This is a genomic window from Burkholderia sp. Ac-20344 (assembly GCF_017104975.1).
Taxonomy (GTDB): domain Bacteria; phylum Pseudomonadota; class Gammaproteobacteria; order Burkholderiales; family Burkholderiaceae; genus Burkholderia.
Map to the genome: position 1 here is coordinate 47031 of NZ_JAAGPP010000006.1, position 14968 is coordinate 61998.

Sequence of the window (14968 nt, forward strand, 5' to 3'; positions counted from 1 at the left end):
CAAGATCGGAGACACCATGACCCTGTTGAACCCGGCCACCCCGGCATACGAAGCCCGCGAAGCCATTCCGCGCCGCCGCTGGCTGCGCGTGATTCCGCCGCTGCTGCTCGCCTGCATCATTTCCTACATGGATCGCGTCAACATCGCGTTCGCGATGCCCGGCGGGATGAACGCCGATCTCGGCATGGACGCGACGATGGCCGGCCTCGCCGGCGGCATCTTCTTCTTCGGCTACCTGTTCCTGCAGATTCCCGGCGGCCGGCGCGCAGCGCTCGGCAGCGGCAAGACCTTCATCGCATGGTCGCTCGTGAGCTGGGCCGTGCTGTCGGCGCTGACCGGCCTCGTCACGCATACCTGGCAACTGCTGGCGCTGCGCTTCCTGCTCGGCGTGGCCGAGGGCGGGATGCTGCCCGTCGTGCTGACGATGGTCAGCCACTGGTTTCCCGACCGCGAACGCGGCCGTGCGAATGCGATGGTCATCATGTTCGTGCCGCTCGCCGGCATGATCACCGCGCCGCTGTCCGGCTTCATCCTCGCCGCGTACGACTGGCATCACCTGTTCTTCAGCGCGGGCGCGCTGTCGCTGCTGTGCCTCGTCGTGTGGCTGATGTTCGCCGACGACGGCCCGGAGACCGCGCGCTGGGTATCGCCGCGCGAGAAGGCCTACATCCTCGACGCGCTGCGCGACGAGCAGGAACGCAAGCGCGCGGCCGGCACGCCGGCCGCCGCATCGTTCGGCGAGATGCTGCGCAACCCGACGATCTGGCTGCTGATCGCAATCAACTTCTGCTATCAGGTCGGGATCTACGGCTATACGATGTGGTTGCCGACCCTGCTGAAAAACCTCACGCACGGCGGGATGGGCAAGGTCGGCCTGCTCGCGATGCTCCCGTATGTCGCGATGGTGATCGGGATGTTCGTCACGTCGTATTTGTCTGACCGAACCGGCAAGCGCCGCCTGTTCGTGCTGCTGCCGCTCGTCGGCTTTGCCGCGTGCCTGGCGCTGTCGGTGCTCACGCATGCGTCGATGGCCGTGTCGTTCGCGTTCCTGATCGGCTGCGGCTTCTTCCTGCAGGCGGCCGCCGGCGTGTTCTGGGCGATTCCGCCGAAACTCTGCAGCGTCGAGACGGCCGGCAGCGCGCGCGGCCTGATCAACGCGCTCGGCAATCTCGGCGGTTTCTGCGGCCCGTATGCGGTCGGCGTGCTGACCCAGCACGTAAGCGCGGCAGCCGGCGTATACAGCCTCGCGATCACGCTCGCGGTGGCCGGCCTGCTCGCGCTGACGCTGCCGAAACGCTGCGAGGACTGATACCGGATATGCAGGCTTGCTGACGAATTGACGGAGAAACCATGAACGACATCCTGTTGCTGGTGCAGAAATGCGCCCATACCTTCAGCTTCTACGACCTCGACACGAAAACCGCGCTCAAGCACGTCGTGCTGCCGAACTTCCCGCACGAGTTCACCGTCGACGTGAACGAGCGCTACGCGTACGTCGGCATCTTCGGGATCGAGACCGCGTGGTCGCGCGGCCATGAAGGCGATCACCGGATCGCCGAGATCGACCTCGCCGAACGCACGCACACGCGCATGCTCGACCTGTGGCCGTATTACCGGCCGCACGGGATGGCGAGCGACCGCGACGGCCGGCTGTACGCGATGAGCGAGGCGCACGACATGCTGCTCGTGTTCGACGAGCCGACCAAACAGCCCGTGCCGAACATGGCCGTGCCGTCCGGCGGCGTGAAGACGCACCTCGTCACGCTCACGCGCGATGCGAGCCGCGCGTATGGCGTGCACCTGCTGTCGAACACGGTCACGCAATTCCATCCGCGCGACGCGACGGTCGCGCCGCGTGCGGTGATGCCCGGCCCACGCCCCGAAGGCAATGCGCTGTCGAGCGACGAGCGCACGCTGTTCGTCGCGAATCGCGGCGACGACACGCTGGTCGAGATCGATACCGACACGATGACCTGCGGCCGCCGCGTGAAGACGCGCAGCGATCCGAACCGCATCTACCGCACGAGCGCGCCGGACGGCCGCGACCTGCTGCTGCTGACCAATTCGGGCGAGCGGTCGATCTCCGTGTTCGATGCGCGCCAGCTCGAGGAGATCGAACGCATCGCGCTGCCGGCGAACCCGACCGCGCTGTCGTTCCATCCGTCGCGGCGCGTCGCGTACGTGTCGTTCCAGGACGACTACGTGCGCGAGCTCGATCTCGATACGTGGCGGTTCGTCGGCGCCTTGGCGACGCTGCGCGAGCCCGATGCGTCGTACGTGATTGCCGGGGCGCGCTGACATGCGCGACGCATCGCCGCTCGACGGCATGCCGGAGGCGCTCGTCGATGCGCATCACCACCTGTGGCGGCTCGATGCGGGCGCGCATTATCCATGGCTGCAGGAACACTACGATCCGGCGCGCTTCATGTTCGGCGACTACGCGGCGCTGTGCCGCGATTTCGGGGTGGACGATCTCCGGCACGCGGCGCAGGATGCACCGATCGTCGCCAGCGTGCACGTCGAGGCCGAGCGTGCGCGCGACGAGGCGCTGGCGGAAACGCGCTGGCTGCACGAGGTCGCGGCGTCGCACGGGCTGCCGTCGGCGGTCGTCGCGTGGGTCGACCTGCTGGCCGGCGATGCGGACGAACGCCTCGCCGAGCAGGCCGCATGGCCGCGCGTGCGTGGCGTGCGCTTCAAGCCGCGCACCGCGGCTGCGCCGGATGCGTCCGTCGACGGGCCGGGCACGCTGCGCGATCCGCGCTGGCCGGCCGCGCTGCAACGTCTCGCCGCGCACGGGCTGTGCTGGGATCTGCGCGTGCCGTTCTGGCATCTCGACGAGGCGGCTGCGCTGCTGGCCGATGCACCGGATGTCGACGTCGTGCTCGAACATGCGGGGTTGCCGTGGGATCGTTCACCGAGCGGGCTCGCGCGCTGGCGGCGCGGCATGGACGCGCTTGCCGCGTCGCCGCGCGTGGCCGTGAAGATTTCCGAACTCGGCCTGCGCGACGCGGTGTGGAACGACGCGGACAACGCCCGGATCATCCGCGACACGATCGCGATCTTCGGCGCGCAGCGCTGCCTGTTCGCGAGCAACTTTCCGGTGGCCGGCCTGCGCGTGTCGTATCCCGCGCTGCTGCGCACGTTCGCCCGTGCGATGACGCACCTCGACGACGCCGCGCGCCGCGCGATCTGGCATGACAACGCGCTGCGGGTATACCGGATCGCGCTCGACACGCCACACCGGCCGGCGCGCGGATCAAGCCGCGCGTGATAATTAGGTCAGTAGAAAAATTGCGCGTGGCGTAATTATGTTTCCGCCAGTGAAAAAGGCCGGTCATGCATCGACCGGCCCAGCCATATACGATCACTGCCCCGCATCAGCCTCGATCGCGTCCGTGTCCCACTTCCCACGTCGCATTGCCTCGGCCAGCATCCCCAAGGTCAGCGGCCGCCGCTCCGGGTGCCGGAGGCGCTTGACGAACAGCCCGATAAGTGACGACAGCAGTTCCTGACCTTCGGGGCCAAAATAGCGCCGGTACGGGAATCCCTGGGCGTCGACGCCGAATGTCTCTGCCCACCTGTCGATGAACTCCACCCCATCGAGGCCCGTGACGCCGAGATCCTGCTCAAGCCGGGATTCCGGCTGCAGGTTCAGCTTGCCTCCGAGCAGCGGCCGACCGACCCACGCGCCGAGGCGGCGAGTGAAGGCGATCCGAATACCGGACAACCCGACACCCGTGATCATCGGCAGGCGAAACGGCAACGTTTGAGGAAACAACTTCCGAGCTGCAAGGGAGGCGACGGACGTGCCCGGCGTAGCGCCGGCGAACTTGCCAGGGACTGGGACGTCAGCCTGACCGAGAAGCATCGCTGACGCAGCGGCGAGATCGTCCAGGCCGAGCTGCTTGCGTGTCTCGTCGAACGCTACCAAGGCAAAGACGTCGACGGGCCGCAAATCCTGCCAGGTGCCGTAGGTTTACCTGTTTTCACTCATTCATTTTTCTCCCGATCCAGCAAGGGCGCTGCTCTCCCAGCGGGTACCCCCTGCGAAGGCGCAACTTTACCGCATCGCCTGGAACAGCCCGGCCGGCACTGCTGCGCGGTCCCAGCTGTACACGATCAGCTCGCCGCGCGCGGTATCGCGGCCACCCTTGCCAACCGTGTACGACAGGCTGACCTCTTCCATCTCGAATCCGTCGAACGCCCGCCGAATGTCCGGATGGTCGTTAATGCCGACCGTGATCTGCCGGCGCAGGTGTGCATGGCAGCCGCCATCTGCTCGTACTCGCCGAACCGGAAAGCGACGCCGTAGCCCGCGGTCTGCCAGTAACGCGGATCGCAGTAGAAAAACGTGTGCGGCCGGTCGTAGCGGCTGATGCCGTCACGCCACGACATGCGGATAGCTCCCGCTGTCCTGCCCGCCGCCCGCCAGCCGGGCTCCGCACCCCACCACCACATTTTGTGCATCGCACGACCGAACCTGAGCAAAAAGTATCGGTCGGCGAATTCTTTTGATGTGGTGATCGCATCGCCCCCGTCACACCATTGCTCCTGCCGTCATCGACGGCATTCGAACAAGCAGAATCAAGGAGACACGGGTGAACAAGATGCGAATCGTCGCAGCCGGCCTGCTGCTCGGCGCCTGTCTGCCGGGCGTCGCGGCCGCGCAGGTCTGCAAGGTGCCGACCCTTCGGGTGCTCGCGCAGAAGAGTCTCGGCCTGTTGGTGATGGAGAAATCGCTGGCCGACTACGAGAAGAAGAGCGGCACCAAGGTCGAGATCAGCTATTTCGGCGAGAACGACCGCCGCGCGAAATCGCGGCTCGACGCGTCGACCGGCGCAGGCTCGTACCAGATCTACTACATCGACGAGGCGAACGTCGCCGAATTCGCGTCGGCCAACTGGATCGTGCCGCTCCTCAAGTACTACCCGAAGGATTACGACTACGACGACTTCCTGCCCGGCCGCCGCGCGGTCGCGAGCTACAACGGCGTGGCGTACTTCGCGCCGCTGATCGGCGGCGGCGACTTCCTGTTCTATCGCCGCGACCTGCTCGACGCCGCGCACATCCCGGTGCCGAAGACGCTCGACCAGCTCGTCGCCGCGGTCAAGAAGCTCAACGCGCCGCCGAAGCTGTACGGCTGGGTCGCACGCGGCCAGCGCGGCTCGGGGATGAACGTGTGGCGCTGGTCGCCGTTCATGCTCGGGATGGGCGGCGCGTGGACCGACAAGGGCGGCCAGCCCGCATTCAATTCGCCGGCCGCCGTGAAGGCCACGCAGCTCTACGGCGACCTGTTCAAGTACGCGCCGCCGGGCGCGGCGACCTACGACTGGAGCAACGCGCTCGAAGCGTTCCGCTCGGGCAAGGTCGCGTTCATGATCGAATCGACGCCGTTCGCGGACTGGATGGAGGATCCGAGCAAGTCGAGCGTGGCCGGCAAGGTCGGCTACACGCGCCCGCCCGCGCCGCTGCCGTCGGCCGCCTACGGCCACGGCTTCGCGATCTCGGCGGTCGGCGCGAAGGACGACTGCACGCGGATGGCCGCCGGCCGCTTCATCGCATGGGCGACCAGCAAGGACCAGGAGCAGGCGCGGCTGCGCAACGGCGTGTTCAGCGACTACAACCGCGCGAGCACGATCGCCAGCCCGTACTTCAAGCAGCATGTCGCGCCGCAGATCCAGGCCGGGCTGAACGACACCAATCCGGTCACGCAGGTGACGATCTGGCGCACGCCGCAGTGGCCCGACATCGGCGACAACCTCGGCATCGCGCTCGAGCAGGTGTTCACCGGCACGCAGACGGACGTGCGCGGCACGCTCGACGATGCGGACCAGTACGCGAAGGATGCGCTCGAACATGGCGCTCGCAAATGACGGCGCCGGCGGACGCGCGCTCGGCGTCCGTCCGGCCCCTTCCACACCGTCCGCCCGGCGCGGCCGCGCGCGCCGCAACCGCACGAGCCTGCCGTGGGTGTTCCTCGCGCCGACGCTCGCGCTGCTCGCGGTCCTGAGCCTCGTCCCGACGGTCGCCGCGATCAATCTCGCGCTGCGCAACCGCGTGCTGCGCTATCCGGACAGCGAATACGTCGGCCTGCGCAACTTCATCCGGCTCGCATCCGACCGGCGCTTCCTGAATGCGATCGAGGTGTCGGTGCTGTGGGAGGTCGTCACGGTGGCCGGCGCGGTGCTGGTCGGGATCGCGCTCGCCGTGTTCCTGTTCGAGCGCGTGCACGGCCGCTGGCGCCGCCTTGCATCGCTGGTGCTGATCATGCCGGTGCTGCTGCCGCGCGTGTCGGCCGCGTTCATCTGGAAGTTCATGTACGCGCCGCTCACCGGCATCCTGAGCTGGCTGCTCGGCGCGTTCGGTATCGAGAACACCGCGTTCCTCGCCGATCCGCATCTCGCGCTGTACGCGGTCGCGCTCGTCGACGTGTGGCAATGGGGGCTGTTCTTCGCGGTCGCGATCCTGAAGCTGCTGGAGACGCTCCCGCCCGAGCCGCTCGAAGCCGCGCGGCTCGACTACGCGACGACTTGGCAGGTGCATGCCTACATCGCGCTGCCGATGTTGAAGGCGCCGCTCGTGAGCCTCGTGTTCATCAAGATGGTCGAGTCGCTGCGCTCGTTCGACCTGATCTACGTGATGACCAAGGGCGGCCCCGGCATCGCGACCGAGACGCTCGACCTGTACGCGTACCAGCAGGGCATCGGCCTCGCCGGCAAGGTGTCCTATGCGTCGGGCATGGCCGTGCTGATGATGGTCGCGACCACGCTCGTCTTCACGCTCATCTGGAAGAGGGTCAACAAATGGGACGACTGATGGCCCGCCGCGGCCCCGCCGCAACCGTTTCGACAGTCGCGATCGCCGGTGCGATCCTGCTCGTCGCCGCGTTCCCGCTGTTCTGGGCCGTGCTCAATTCGCTCAAGCACCTGCTCGACATCGTCACGCCCGTGCCGCGCTTCCTCTTCACGCCGACGCTCGCGAACTACGAGCAGGTGCTGTCGAGCCCCGAGGTGCTGATCGGGCTCGGCAACAGCATCGCGATCGTCGGCGCGGCCGTGCTGATCGGCGCGGTGCTCGGCGTGCCGGCCGCGTATGCGATCGCGCGCTACCCGGTGCGCGGCAAGCGCGACATCCAGTTCTTCCTGCTGTCGCTGCGCTTCCTGCCGCCGGTCGCGGTCGCGCTGCCGCTGATCGCGATCTGGGTCGATCTCGGGCTGTACGACACGAAGCTGTCGATGATCGTCACGTACCTGCTCGTCACGCTGTCGACCATCACGTGGCTGTCGATCCCCGTGTTCCGCCGGCTGCCGCGCGAGATCGAGGAAGCCGCCGCGCTCGACGGCTACGGCCCGTACGCGGTGTTCTGGCATATCGCGCTGCCGGTGTGCGCGAGCACGCTGCTCGGCGGCATCGTGTTCAGCTTCGTGCTGGTGTGGAACGAACTGATGATCGCGCTCGCGCTCACTTCATCGCGCAGCGCGACGCTGCCGGTGGTGGCATCCGCGTTCACGTCGCTCGGCCAGGAAGTGCCGTGGGGCGTGATCAACGCGTCGACGGTATTGCTTGCGCTGCCGCCGCTCGTGTTCGTCGGCATGCTGAGCCGCCTGCTCAATTCGATGGTCAAGGGAAAATAAGGAGGATGTGTTGAAAGCGCTCGTACTCGAACGCACGCGCGAGCTCGCGCTGCGCGACATCGATCTGCCGCAGGCGGTCGGCCCCGGCGACGTCCGGATCAAGGTGCATACGGTCGGCGTCTGCGGCAGCGACGTGCATTACTACGTTCACGGCGGGATCGGCCCGTTCCGCGTCGACGCGCCGATGGTGCTCGGCCACGAGGCGTCCGGCACCGTCGTCGAGACCGGCGCCGGCGTCACGCACCTGCGCGTCGGCGACCGCGTGTGCATGGAGCCCGGCGTGCCGCGCTTCGATTCGCCCGCGACGCTGCGCGGGCTCTACAACCTCGATCCCGACGTGCGCTTCTGGGCGACGCCTCCCATCCACGGCTGCCTGACGCCGTACGTCGTGCATCCGGCCGCGTTCACGTACCGGTTGCCCGACAACGTGTCGTTCGCCGAAGGCGCGATCGTCGAGCCGCTGTCGATCGGCCTGCAGGCCGCGAAGAAGGCGGCGATGAAGCCGGGCGACCTCGCGGTCGTGATCGGCGCCGGCACGATCGGCGCGATGACGGCGCTTGCCGCACTCGCCGGCGGCGCCGCGCGCGTGATCCTCGCCGACGTCGTGCCCGACAAGCTCGCGCTGTTCGCCGACAACCGCGCCGTCACGACCGTCGACGTGCGCACACAGTCGCTCGCCGACGCGGTGGCCGAGGCAACGGACGGCTGGGGCGCGGACGTCGTGTTCGAAGCGAGCGGCAGCGCGAACGCGTATGCGGGCCTCGTCGACCTGATGTGCCCGGGTGGCTGCGCGGTGCTGATCGGGATGCCGGTCGCCCCGGTGCCGCTCGACGTAGTCGCGCTGCAGGCGAAGGAAGGCCGCATCGAATCGGTGTTCCGCTACGCGAACATCTTTCCGCGCGCGCTCGCGCTGATCGCGTCCGGCGCGATCGACGTGAAGCCGTTCATCTCGCGCACGTTCCCGTTTTCCGAAGGCGTGCACGCGTTCGAGGAAGCGGCGAGCGGCCACCCGCGCGACGTCAAGATTCAGATCGAAATGGATTGAGCGATGGCCCAGATCACCTGCAAGGCTTTGTCGAAGCACTACGACGGCGGCCCCGCCGTGCTGCACCCGCTCGACCTCGAGATCGCCGACGGCGAATTCATCGTGCTGCTCGGCCCGTCCGGCTGCGGCAAGTCGACGATGCTGCGGATGATCGCGGGCCTCGAGGCGATCACCGGCGGCGAGCTCGTGATCGGCGATGCGGTCGTCAACGACCTGCCGTCGCGCGAGCGTAACGTCGCGATGGTGTTCCAGAACTACGCGCTGTACCCGCACATGACGGTGTACGACAACATCGCGTTCGGCCTGCGGCGCCTGAAGGTGCCGGCCGGCGAGATCGACCGCCGCGTGCGCGACGTCGCGCGCATCCTGAGCCTCGATGCGCTGCTCGACCGCCGCCCGCGCGCGATGTCGGGCGGCCAGCAGCAGCGCGCGGCGATCGCACGGGCAATGATCAAGACGCCCGCCGTGTTCCTGTTCGACGAGCCGTTGTCGAACCTCGACGCGAAGCTGCGCACGCAGTTGCGCGGCGACATCAAGCGGCTGCACCAGCGGCTGAAGACGACCACGCTGTACGTCACGCACGACCAACTGGAGGCGATGACGCTGGCCGACCGCGTCGTGCTGATGCGCGGCGGCCACATCGAGCAGATCGGCACGCCGGCCGAGCTGTACGGGCAGCCGCACACGGTGTTCGCCGCAGGCTTCGTCGGCACGCCGGCGATGAACTTCGCGGACGGCACGATCGAGCGCCTCGGCGCGAACGTGCTGCTCGACTGCAACGGCGCGCGCTGGCCGCTCGCGTCGCCGCGCTTCGCCCGGCTGCAGGACGGCCAGCAGGTGAAGGCCGCGATCCGCCCGAACCACCTGCGGCTCGTCACCGAACCGGATCCGACCCCGGGCACGCTCGCGCTGACCGGCACCGTGGAACTCGTCGAGCTGCTCGGCGCCGAGGCGCTCGTCACGCTGGACTGGCGCGGCCAGCCGTGCGCGGCCCTCGTGCCGGCCCCGATGGCCCCGGCGCCGGGGGCCGTGGTAGCGTTCCGCTTCGACGAAGAAGCCCTGCATCTGTTCGACGCCGGCACCGAGCGCAACGTCACGCTGCCGGACGCGAACCCGATCGCGCACGCGGCGCCGCCGGCGGCTGCGACGCGCGCCACGCCGCCTGCCGCGACAGGCTGGTCGATGTCCCGTTCGTAGCGCGCCGGCACGCCCCCCCCGACGGAGCACACGATGAACCCGGATCTCGAGATCGTTCCCACCCATCGCGACGAGTCGTTCCGCGCGTGGATCCACGACTATCCGCATTCGGTCGCGAAGTGGCACTTCCATCCCGAGTACGAGATCCATCTGATCCAGTCGTCGCACGGCAAGATGTTCGTCGGCGATCACATCGGCGATTTCGGCCCCGGCAACCTGATCGTCACCGGGCCGAACCTGCCGCACAACTGGGTCAGCGAGCTCGCCGACGGCGAACGCGTGCCGTCGCGCGACGTCGTGCTGCAGTTCTCGCGCGATGCGATCGAGAAGATGGTCGGCGCGTTCAGCGAGCTGCAGCCGGTGATCGACCTGATCGACGAAGCGGCACGCGGCGTGCAGTTTCCCGACCGCGTCGGCCGGGACGTCGCGCCGCTGATGCTCGAACTCGCGAACGCGCACGGGTGCCGGCGCGTCGAGATCCTGATGTCGCTGTTCGACCGGCTGTCGTCGTGCCGCGAGCGGCGCGTGCTCGCGGGCCCCGGCTACCGCAGCGATGCGCAGCACTACATGTCGTCGACCATCAACCAGGTGCTGTCGTACCTGCAGCAGAACCTGCCCGGCATGCTGCGCGAGACCGACGTCGCCGCGTTCGCCGGCATGAGCGTCAGCACCTTCACGCGCTTTTTCCGCCGCCATACCGGCTCGTCGTTCGTGCGCTACCTGAACCGGCTGCGCATCAACGAGGCCTGCGAACTGCTGATGTTTTCCGACCTGACGGTGACCGACATCTGCTACCGGGTTGGCTTCAACAACCTGTCGAATTTCAACCGTCAGTTTCTCGCGATGAAGCAGGTGCCGCCGTCGAGGTTCCGCGCGCTGCACCGGCTCAACGAACCGCACGGCCGCGACGACGCGCCGCCCCTTCGGCGTGCGCCGCCGCGCGCCCCAGACAGGATGCTTCACACGTGACATTTCTCGGCATCGATCTCGGCACGTCCGAGGTCAAGGTTCTCCTCACCGATTCCCGTTCGGTGCCCCTCGCGACCGGCTCGGCCGCGCTGTCGATCAGCCGCCCGCATCCGCACTGGTCGGAACAAAGCCCGCAGGCGTGGTGGCACGCGATGCTCGATGCGATCGCGGCGGTGCGCGACGCGCATCCGGCCGGCTTCGCCGCGCTGCGCGGCATCGCGCTGTCCGGGCAGATGCACGGCGCGACGCTGATCGATCGCGCGGACCAGGTGCTGCGCCCCGCGATCCTGTGGAACGACACGCGCGCCGGCACCGAGTGCGTCGAGCTCGAGGCGCTGGTGCCGGAATCGCGCGCGATCACCGGCAACATGGCGATGCCCGGCTTCACCGCGCCGAAGCTGCTGTGGCTCGCGAAATACGAGCCCGCCGTGTTCCGCGCGGTGCACAAGGTGCTGCTGCCGAAGGATTACCTGATCTGGCGCCTGTCCGGCGAATTCGTGTCCGAGATGTCCGATGCGTCGGGCACGCTGTGGCTCGACTGCGCGCGCCGCGACTGGTCCGACCGGATGCTCGCCGCAACCGAGCTGTCGCGCGCGCAGATGCCGCGCCTCGTCGAGGGCAACGCGCCCGCCGCACAGCTGCGCGACACGCTGCGGCGCGAATGGGGCATCGCGGGGCCTGTGACGATCGCCGGCGGCGCCGGCGACAACGCGGCATCGGCAATCGGCATGGGCGTCACGGGCGCCGGCAGCGGCTTCCTGTCGCTCGGCACGTCGGGCGTGCTGTTCGCCGGCAACGACCGCTTCGCGCCGAACCCGGATGCAGCCGTGCACGCGTTCTGCCACTGCGTCGAAGGGCGCTGGCACCAGATGAGCGTGATCCTGTCGGCCGCCGCGAGCCTCGACTGGCTCGCCCGCGCGCACGGCACGACCGCCGGCGAGCTGGCCGTGCGCGCCGAACGCGCCGATCCGGCCCGCGCGCCGCTGTTCCTGCCGTATCTCGGCGGCGAACGCACGCCGCACAACGACGCGCATGCGCGCGGCGTGTTCTTCGGATTGTCCAACGAACACGCGGCGGACGATCTCGCGTATGCGGTGATGGAAGGCGTCGCGTTCGCGATGGCCGACGGCTACGACGCGCTGCGTGCGGCCGGCACGACGCTCGACGCGGTGTCGTTCATCGGCGGCGGCTCGAAGAGCGCGTTCTGGGCGCGGCTGTGCGCGAATGCGACCGGGCTCGCGATGCAGCGCCACGCGGACGGCGCAGTGGGCGCGGCACTCGGCGCGGCGCGTCTTGCACGCCTCGCCGCAACGGACGACACGCTCGCGGAAGTCTGCGTCGCGCCGCCCGTCACGGAGACGGTCGCGCCCGATTCCGCCACGGTCGATCTGCTGGCCGGCCGGCTCGCACGCTACCGGCGGCTGTATCGCGCGCTGCGGGAGGAATTCGCGGCGGCCGACTGACGCGCGGCGCGGCCGCGTCTTCGTCGATTCGCGCGCAATCGCGCTTGACCCGGCCCTTGGGATCGCCTTTATGCTGACCGCAATGAATCGACAGCGAAGAGGTGACGAATGGGTACGTCCACGCCCCGTTTGAACGCATCGGCGGCCGCCGCGCGGCTCGGCGTCTCGATCAAGGCGCTCCGGCTGTACGAACGGCATGGCCTCGTCACGCCAGGGCGTACGCCGGCCGGATATCGCGCGTACGGCCCGGACGATCTCGCCCGCGCAGCCGACATCGCGGCATTGCGCAAGCTCGGCCTCACCGGAGATCCGCGAGCGGCTCGCTCGCCGGCCGGCGGCGGCGTAGTCCGCCGTCAGGATTCCTGCCGCTTCAACCTGCGCGCCATCGCCGGGCTGACCGCATGCACCGGATCGAACCCGAAGAAGTCGAGCACGTGCCGCGCGACGTCGTCGCGATCGTTGTCCGCGCAGATCATGTGGTAGCTGTTCTCCAGCACGATACCGCGCGCGTCGGGCATCTTTTCCAGCAGGAAATCGGCCGAGCGCAGGCTCGTCAGTTCGTCCTCGCGCGCATGCAGCACGAGCGTCGGGCACGGCGTGCCGGCCGCGGCCTCGAGCGCCCAGCCGCGCATCCGGTCGACCTGCCGTACGCACGCAAGCGGCACCCACGCGTAGTGGAAACTGTCCTCGCGCTCGAACTTCTTCTTCACGATCGCGCGGATCGTCGCGTTCTTGATGCCGAACGGATCGCCTTCCTCCACACGCAACCGCTCCGCCACACCCGGCACGCGGTACAGCACATGCCGCAGCGCCCGGTACCACGGCGTCGACCAGCCGTCGATGAACACCGGCGTGGCCAGCAGCGCGAGCCGGCCGCGCGCATGCTGCACGCGATGGCAGAGCAGCAGCGCGACCAGCGCCCCCATGCACATGCCCGCGACATGCAGCGTGTCGTACTCGTTTTCCAGCGCGCGATACTGCTCGGTCACCGCGTCGAGCCACGCCTCCGCGCGCACGCCGACCAGATCCTCGGGGCGCGTACCGTGCCCGGGCAGCGTGATCATGTGCGTATCGCCGCCCGCACGCCGCATCGCCTTGTGCAGCGAACCGAGATCGTACTGCGTGCCGCCGAGCCCGTGGATCAGCAGGACGCCCGTGCGGTCCGTCATGACGTGCGTCCGCTCATTCGTCCGCCGCCGGCCACACGCGCTCGAGTTGCCAGACACCCGCCACCACCGTCACGTCGACATTCGAATCGAGCAGCGGCGCACCGTGATCGGTGACCGTCTGCGTGCCGCCGTCGCGCTGCACGATGCGCAGCGACAGCGACGCGCGATCCTCGCCCGCGATCTCCGCGTCCCAGTAGTCGCGCAGCGCATCGCGGTCGCCCGGCTGCACGCGTTCGAGCACGAGCGGCACGCTCGCGATCTGCGATGCATCCACGCCGACGCCGAACACACGCTCGACGTCGCCGCTCCACTCGATCCGCCCTGATTCCGGGTCGAGCACGTACGCGATCTGGCCGGCGCTCGCGAGCGCGAGCTCCATGTTGTTCTGCAGGACTGCCGCATGTTCGTGCACGCGTTCGCGGGTCGTCTTCAGCGTGCTCACCGCCAGCACTAGCAGCGACGCGACCGCCAGATAAAGCTGCGCCTCGAGCAGCGCACTGCCGTAGTGCTCGTGAAACGCCGCGAACGGGCCGTCGCCCTGCGCGGTCTGCGCGATCACGATCAGCGCGAGCACCAGCACCGACGACGAGCCCGCGCGGCCGCCGAGCAGCAGCGTCACCGCGACGGTGAGGAACAACGGGATATACGTCAGCGCGAAGCCCGCGCCGGTGCCGAATTTCTGCGACGTGTCGCCGTCGAAGATCACGAGCGCGACGCCCACGACCAGCACGAACGAGACCATGCCGAGCACGAGGTCGAAGCGCTCGTGGTCGCCCGAGCGGTGCGCGCGAAAGCGCGACCATGACGCGAGCACCGGCGTGACCAGCAGCACGCCGACGAAATCGGACGCGGCCCACACCGACCACACGTCGAAGAATGGCGCGCCCTTGACCACCGTGTACCACGCCGCGCCGCCGATCGCGCCGACCACGCCCGCGATCAGGCCGGCGAGGATCACCGAGCGCAGGAAATACAGCCCTTCGAGCGAGAAGCGCACGCGCTGGACGAGCCACACGGCGAGCGCGGCCGCACCGACCTCGTCGACCGTGAACAGCACCGCGTTGACCAGGCTGCCGTGTTCGATGCCGCTCAGCGCGAGCTGCCCGACCAGGAACGCGCCGGCCAGCGACAGCCATTCGCGCATCGGCCGCAGCATGAACGCGCCGACCGTCACGCCGGCCGGCAGCCAGATGTAGCCCGTCAACCGGACGGGGCCGTTGAACTGGTGCGAGATGTAGCCGGTCGCGAGATATAGCGCCGCCCAGAGCAGCGCGGCGACGAGGCCCGGCCGCGATCGTTTGGTGTCCATCGAGAATCCCTGTGTGCTGCGCCTGCGGTCGGCAGGTGCGAGATGTGCGAATGATATGCGCACGGGGCGGGCCGGGGAACACCGGGGCCGGAAGCACGTTCCGGGCGCCGGCGCGCCCGCAAGCTGGCGGTTCTGACCGGGAAGTTATCGAAAAAGTTCGGTGTGTGCCGGGTACGGCCGGG

At 68.6% G+C, this 14968-nt stretch carries 14 protein-coding genes and 2 pseudogenes; 11 read left to right on the plus strand and 5 right to left on the minus strand.

The genetic code is table 11. The annotated features are described in order from the left end of the window. The first annotated feature begins 16 nt into the window (after nucleotides 1–16). The 3 genes from G3N64_RS03725 to G3N64_RS03735 are packed head-to-tail and all read left to right on the plus strand — an operon-like array spanning nucleotide 17 to nucleotide 3271. Nucleotides 17–1309 carry an MFS transporter gene (locus G3N64_RS03725; protein ID WP_205782452.1) on the plus strand — a complete coding sequence of 431 codons (1293 nt, stop codon included), beginning with the start codon at nucleotides 17–19 and terminating at the stop codon, nucleotides 1307–1309. A gap of 41 nt (nucleotides 1310–1350) precedes the next feature. Continuing rightward, nucleotides 1351–2298 carry a YncE family protein gene (locus tag G3N64_RS03730; protein ID WP_205782453.1) on the plus strand — a complete coding sequence of 316 codons (948 nt, stop codon included), beginning with the start codon at nucleotides 1351–1353 and terminating at the stop codon, nucleotides 2296–2298. Nucleotide 2299: 1 nt separating this feature from the next. After that, the gene (locus G3N64_RS03735; protein WP_205782454.1) at nucleotides 2300–3271 is read left to right on the plus strand and encodes an amidohydrolase family protein; all 972 of its coding nucleotides are present in this window, start codon (nucleotides 2300–2302) and stop codon (nucleotides 3269–3271) included. A 93-nt stretch (nucleotides 3272–3364) separates the two neighbouring features. Here the strand turns inward: G3N64_RS03735 and G3N64_RS03740 are convergent, their stop codons facing one another. The 3 genes and pseudogenes from G3N64_RS03740 to G3N64_RS40140 form a co-directional block, all read right to left on the minus strand. Beyond that, on the minus strand, nucleotides 3365–3670 hold the full coding sequence (locus G3N64_RS03740) for a DUF1493 family protein (RefSeq protein ID WP_346778799.1): 306 nt from the start codon (nucleotides 3668–3670) through the stop codon (nucleotides 3365–3367). Next, a pseudogene (locus G3N64_RS40360) lies at nucleotides 3662–3955 on the minus strand (STM2901 family protein); the annotation flags it as partial. The gene G3N64_RS03740 and the pseudogene G3N64_RS40360, both read right to left, overlap by 9 nt. Nucleotides 3956–4060: 105 nt before the next feature. After that, nucleotides 4061–4186 carry a hypothetical protein gene (locus G3N64_RS40140; protein WP_277399087.1) on the minus strand — a complete coding sequence of 42 codons (126 nt, stop codon included), beginning with the start codon at nucleotides 4184–4186 and terminating at the stop codon, nucleotides 4061–4063. A gap of 412 nt (nucleotides 4187–4598) precedes the next feature. Between G3N64_RS40140 and G3N64_RS03750 the strand changes: the two genes are divergently transcribed. The 8 genes and pseudogenes from G3N64_RS03750 to G3N64_RS03785 all read left to right on the plus strand — a co-directional run. Continuing rightward, nucleotides 4599–5873: a sugar ABC transporter substrate-binding protein gene (locus G3N64_RS03750; RefSeq protein WP_205782455.1), complete on the plus strand. Its 1275-nt coding sequence runs from the start codon at nucleotides 4599–4601 to the stop codon at nucleotides 5871–5873. Continuing rightward, the gene (locus G3N64_RS03755) at nucleotides 5857–6816 is read left to right on the plus strand and encodes a sugar ABC transporter permease (protein ID WP_241020758.1); all 960 of its coding nucleotides are present in this window, start codon (nucleotides 5857–5859) and stop codon (nucleotides 6814–6816) included. The genes G3N64_RS03750 and G3N64_RS03755 overlap by 17 nt, the downstream gene beginning before the upstream one ends. Further along, a complete protein-coding gene (locus tag G3N64_RS03760; protein ID WP_205782456.1) occupies nucleotides 6804–7634 on the plus strand; it encodes a carbohydrate ABC transporter permease in 831 nt (276 codons plus the stop codon). The genes G3N64_RS03755 and G3N64_RS03760 overlap by 13 nt, the downstream gene beginning before the upstream one ends. A 10-nt stretch (nucleotides 7635–7644) precedes the next feature. Continuing rightward, on the plus strand, nucleotides 7645–8679 hold the full coding sequence (locus G3N64_RS03765; RefSeq protein ID WP_205782457.1) for an NAD(P)-dependent alcohol dehydrogenase: 1035 nt from the start codon (nucleotides 7645–7647) through the stop codon (nucleotides 8677–8679). Between the two features lie 3 nt (nucleotides 8680–8682). Continuing rightward, a complete protein-coding gene (gene ugpC / locus G3N64_RS03770) occupies nucleotides 8683–9876 on the plus strand; it encodes a sn-glycerol-3-phosphate ABC transporter ATP-binding protein UgpC (protein ID WP_205782458.1) in 1194 nt (397 codons plus the stop codon). Between the two features lie 33 nt (nucleotides 9877–9909). Beyond that, a complete protein-coding gene (locus G3N64_RS03775; protein ID WP_205782459.1) occupies nucleotides 9910–10845 on the plus strand; it encodes an AraC family transcriptional regulator in 936 nt (311 codons plus the stop codon). After that, nucleotides 10842–12308, plus strand: coding sequence for a xylulokinase (xylB, locus tag G3N64_RS03780; RefSeq protein WP_205782460.1), 1467 nt, complete (start codon nucleotides 10842–10844; stop codon nucleotides 12306–12308). Before G3N64_RS03775 ends, xylB begins: the two co-directional genes overlap by 4 nt. Before the next feature lie 108 nt (nucleotides 12309–12416). Further along, nucleotides 12417–12611: pseudogene (locus tag G3N64_RS03785) on the plus strand (MerR family transcriptional regulator); the annotation flags it as partial. A gap of 50 nt (nucleotides 12612–12661) precedes the next feature. On the opposite strand, the gene G3N64_RS03790 reads toward G3N64_RS03785, so the two are convergent. Beyond that, complete coding sequence (locus G3N64_RS03790; RefSeq protein ID WP_205782461.1) at nucleotides 12662–13477, minus strand: alpha/beta fold hydrolase; 816 nt, start codon at nucleotides 13475–13477, stop codon at nucleotides 12662–12664. Nucleotides 13478–13490: 13 nt separating this feature from the next. Next, on the minus strand, nucleotides 13491–14786 hold the full coding sequence (locus G3N64_RS03795) for an MASE1 domain-containing protein (RefSeq protein WP_205782462.1): 1296 nt from the start codon (nucleotides 14784–14786) through the stop codon (nucleotides 13491–13493). Nucleotides 14787–14968 lie beyond the last annotated feature (182 nt).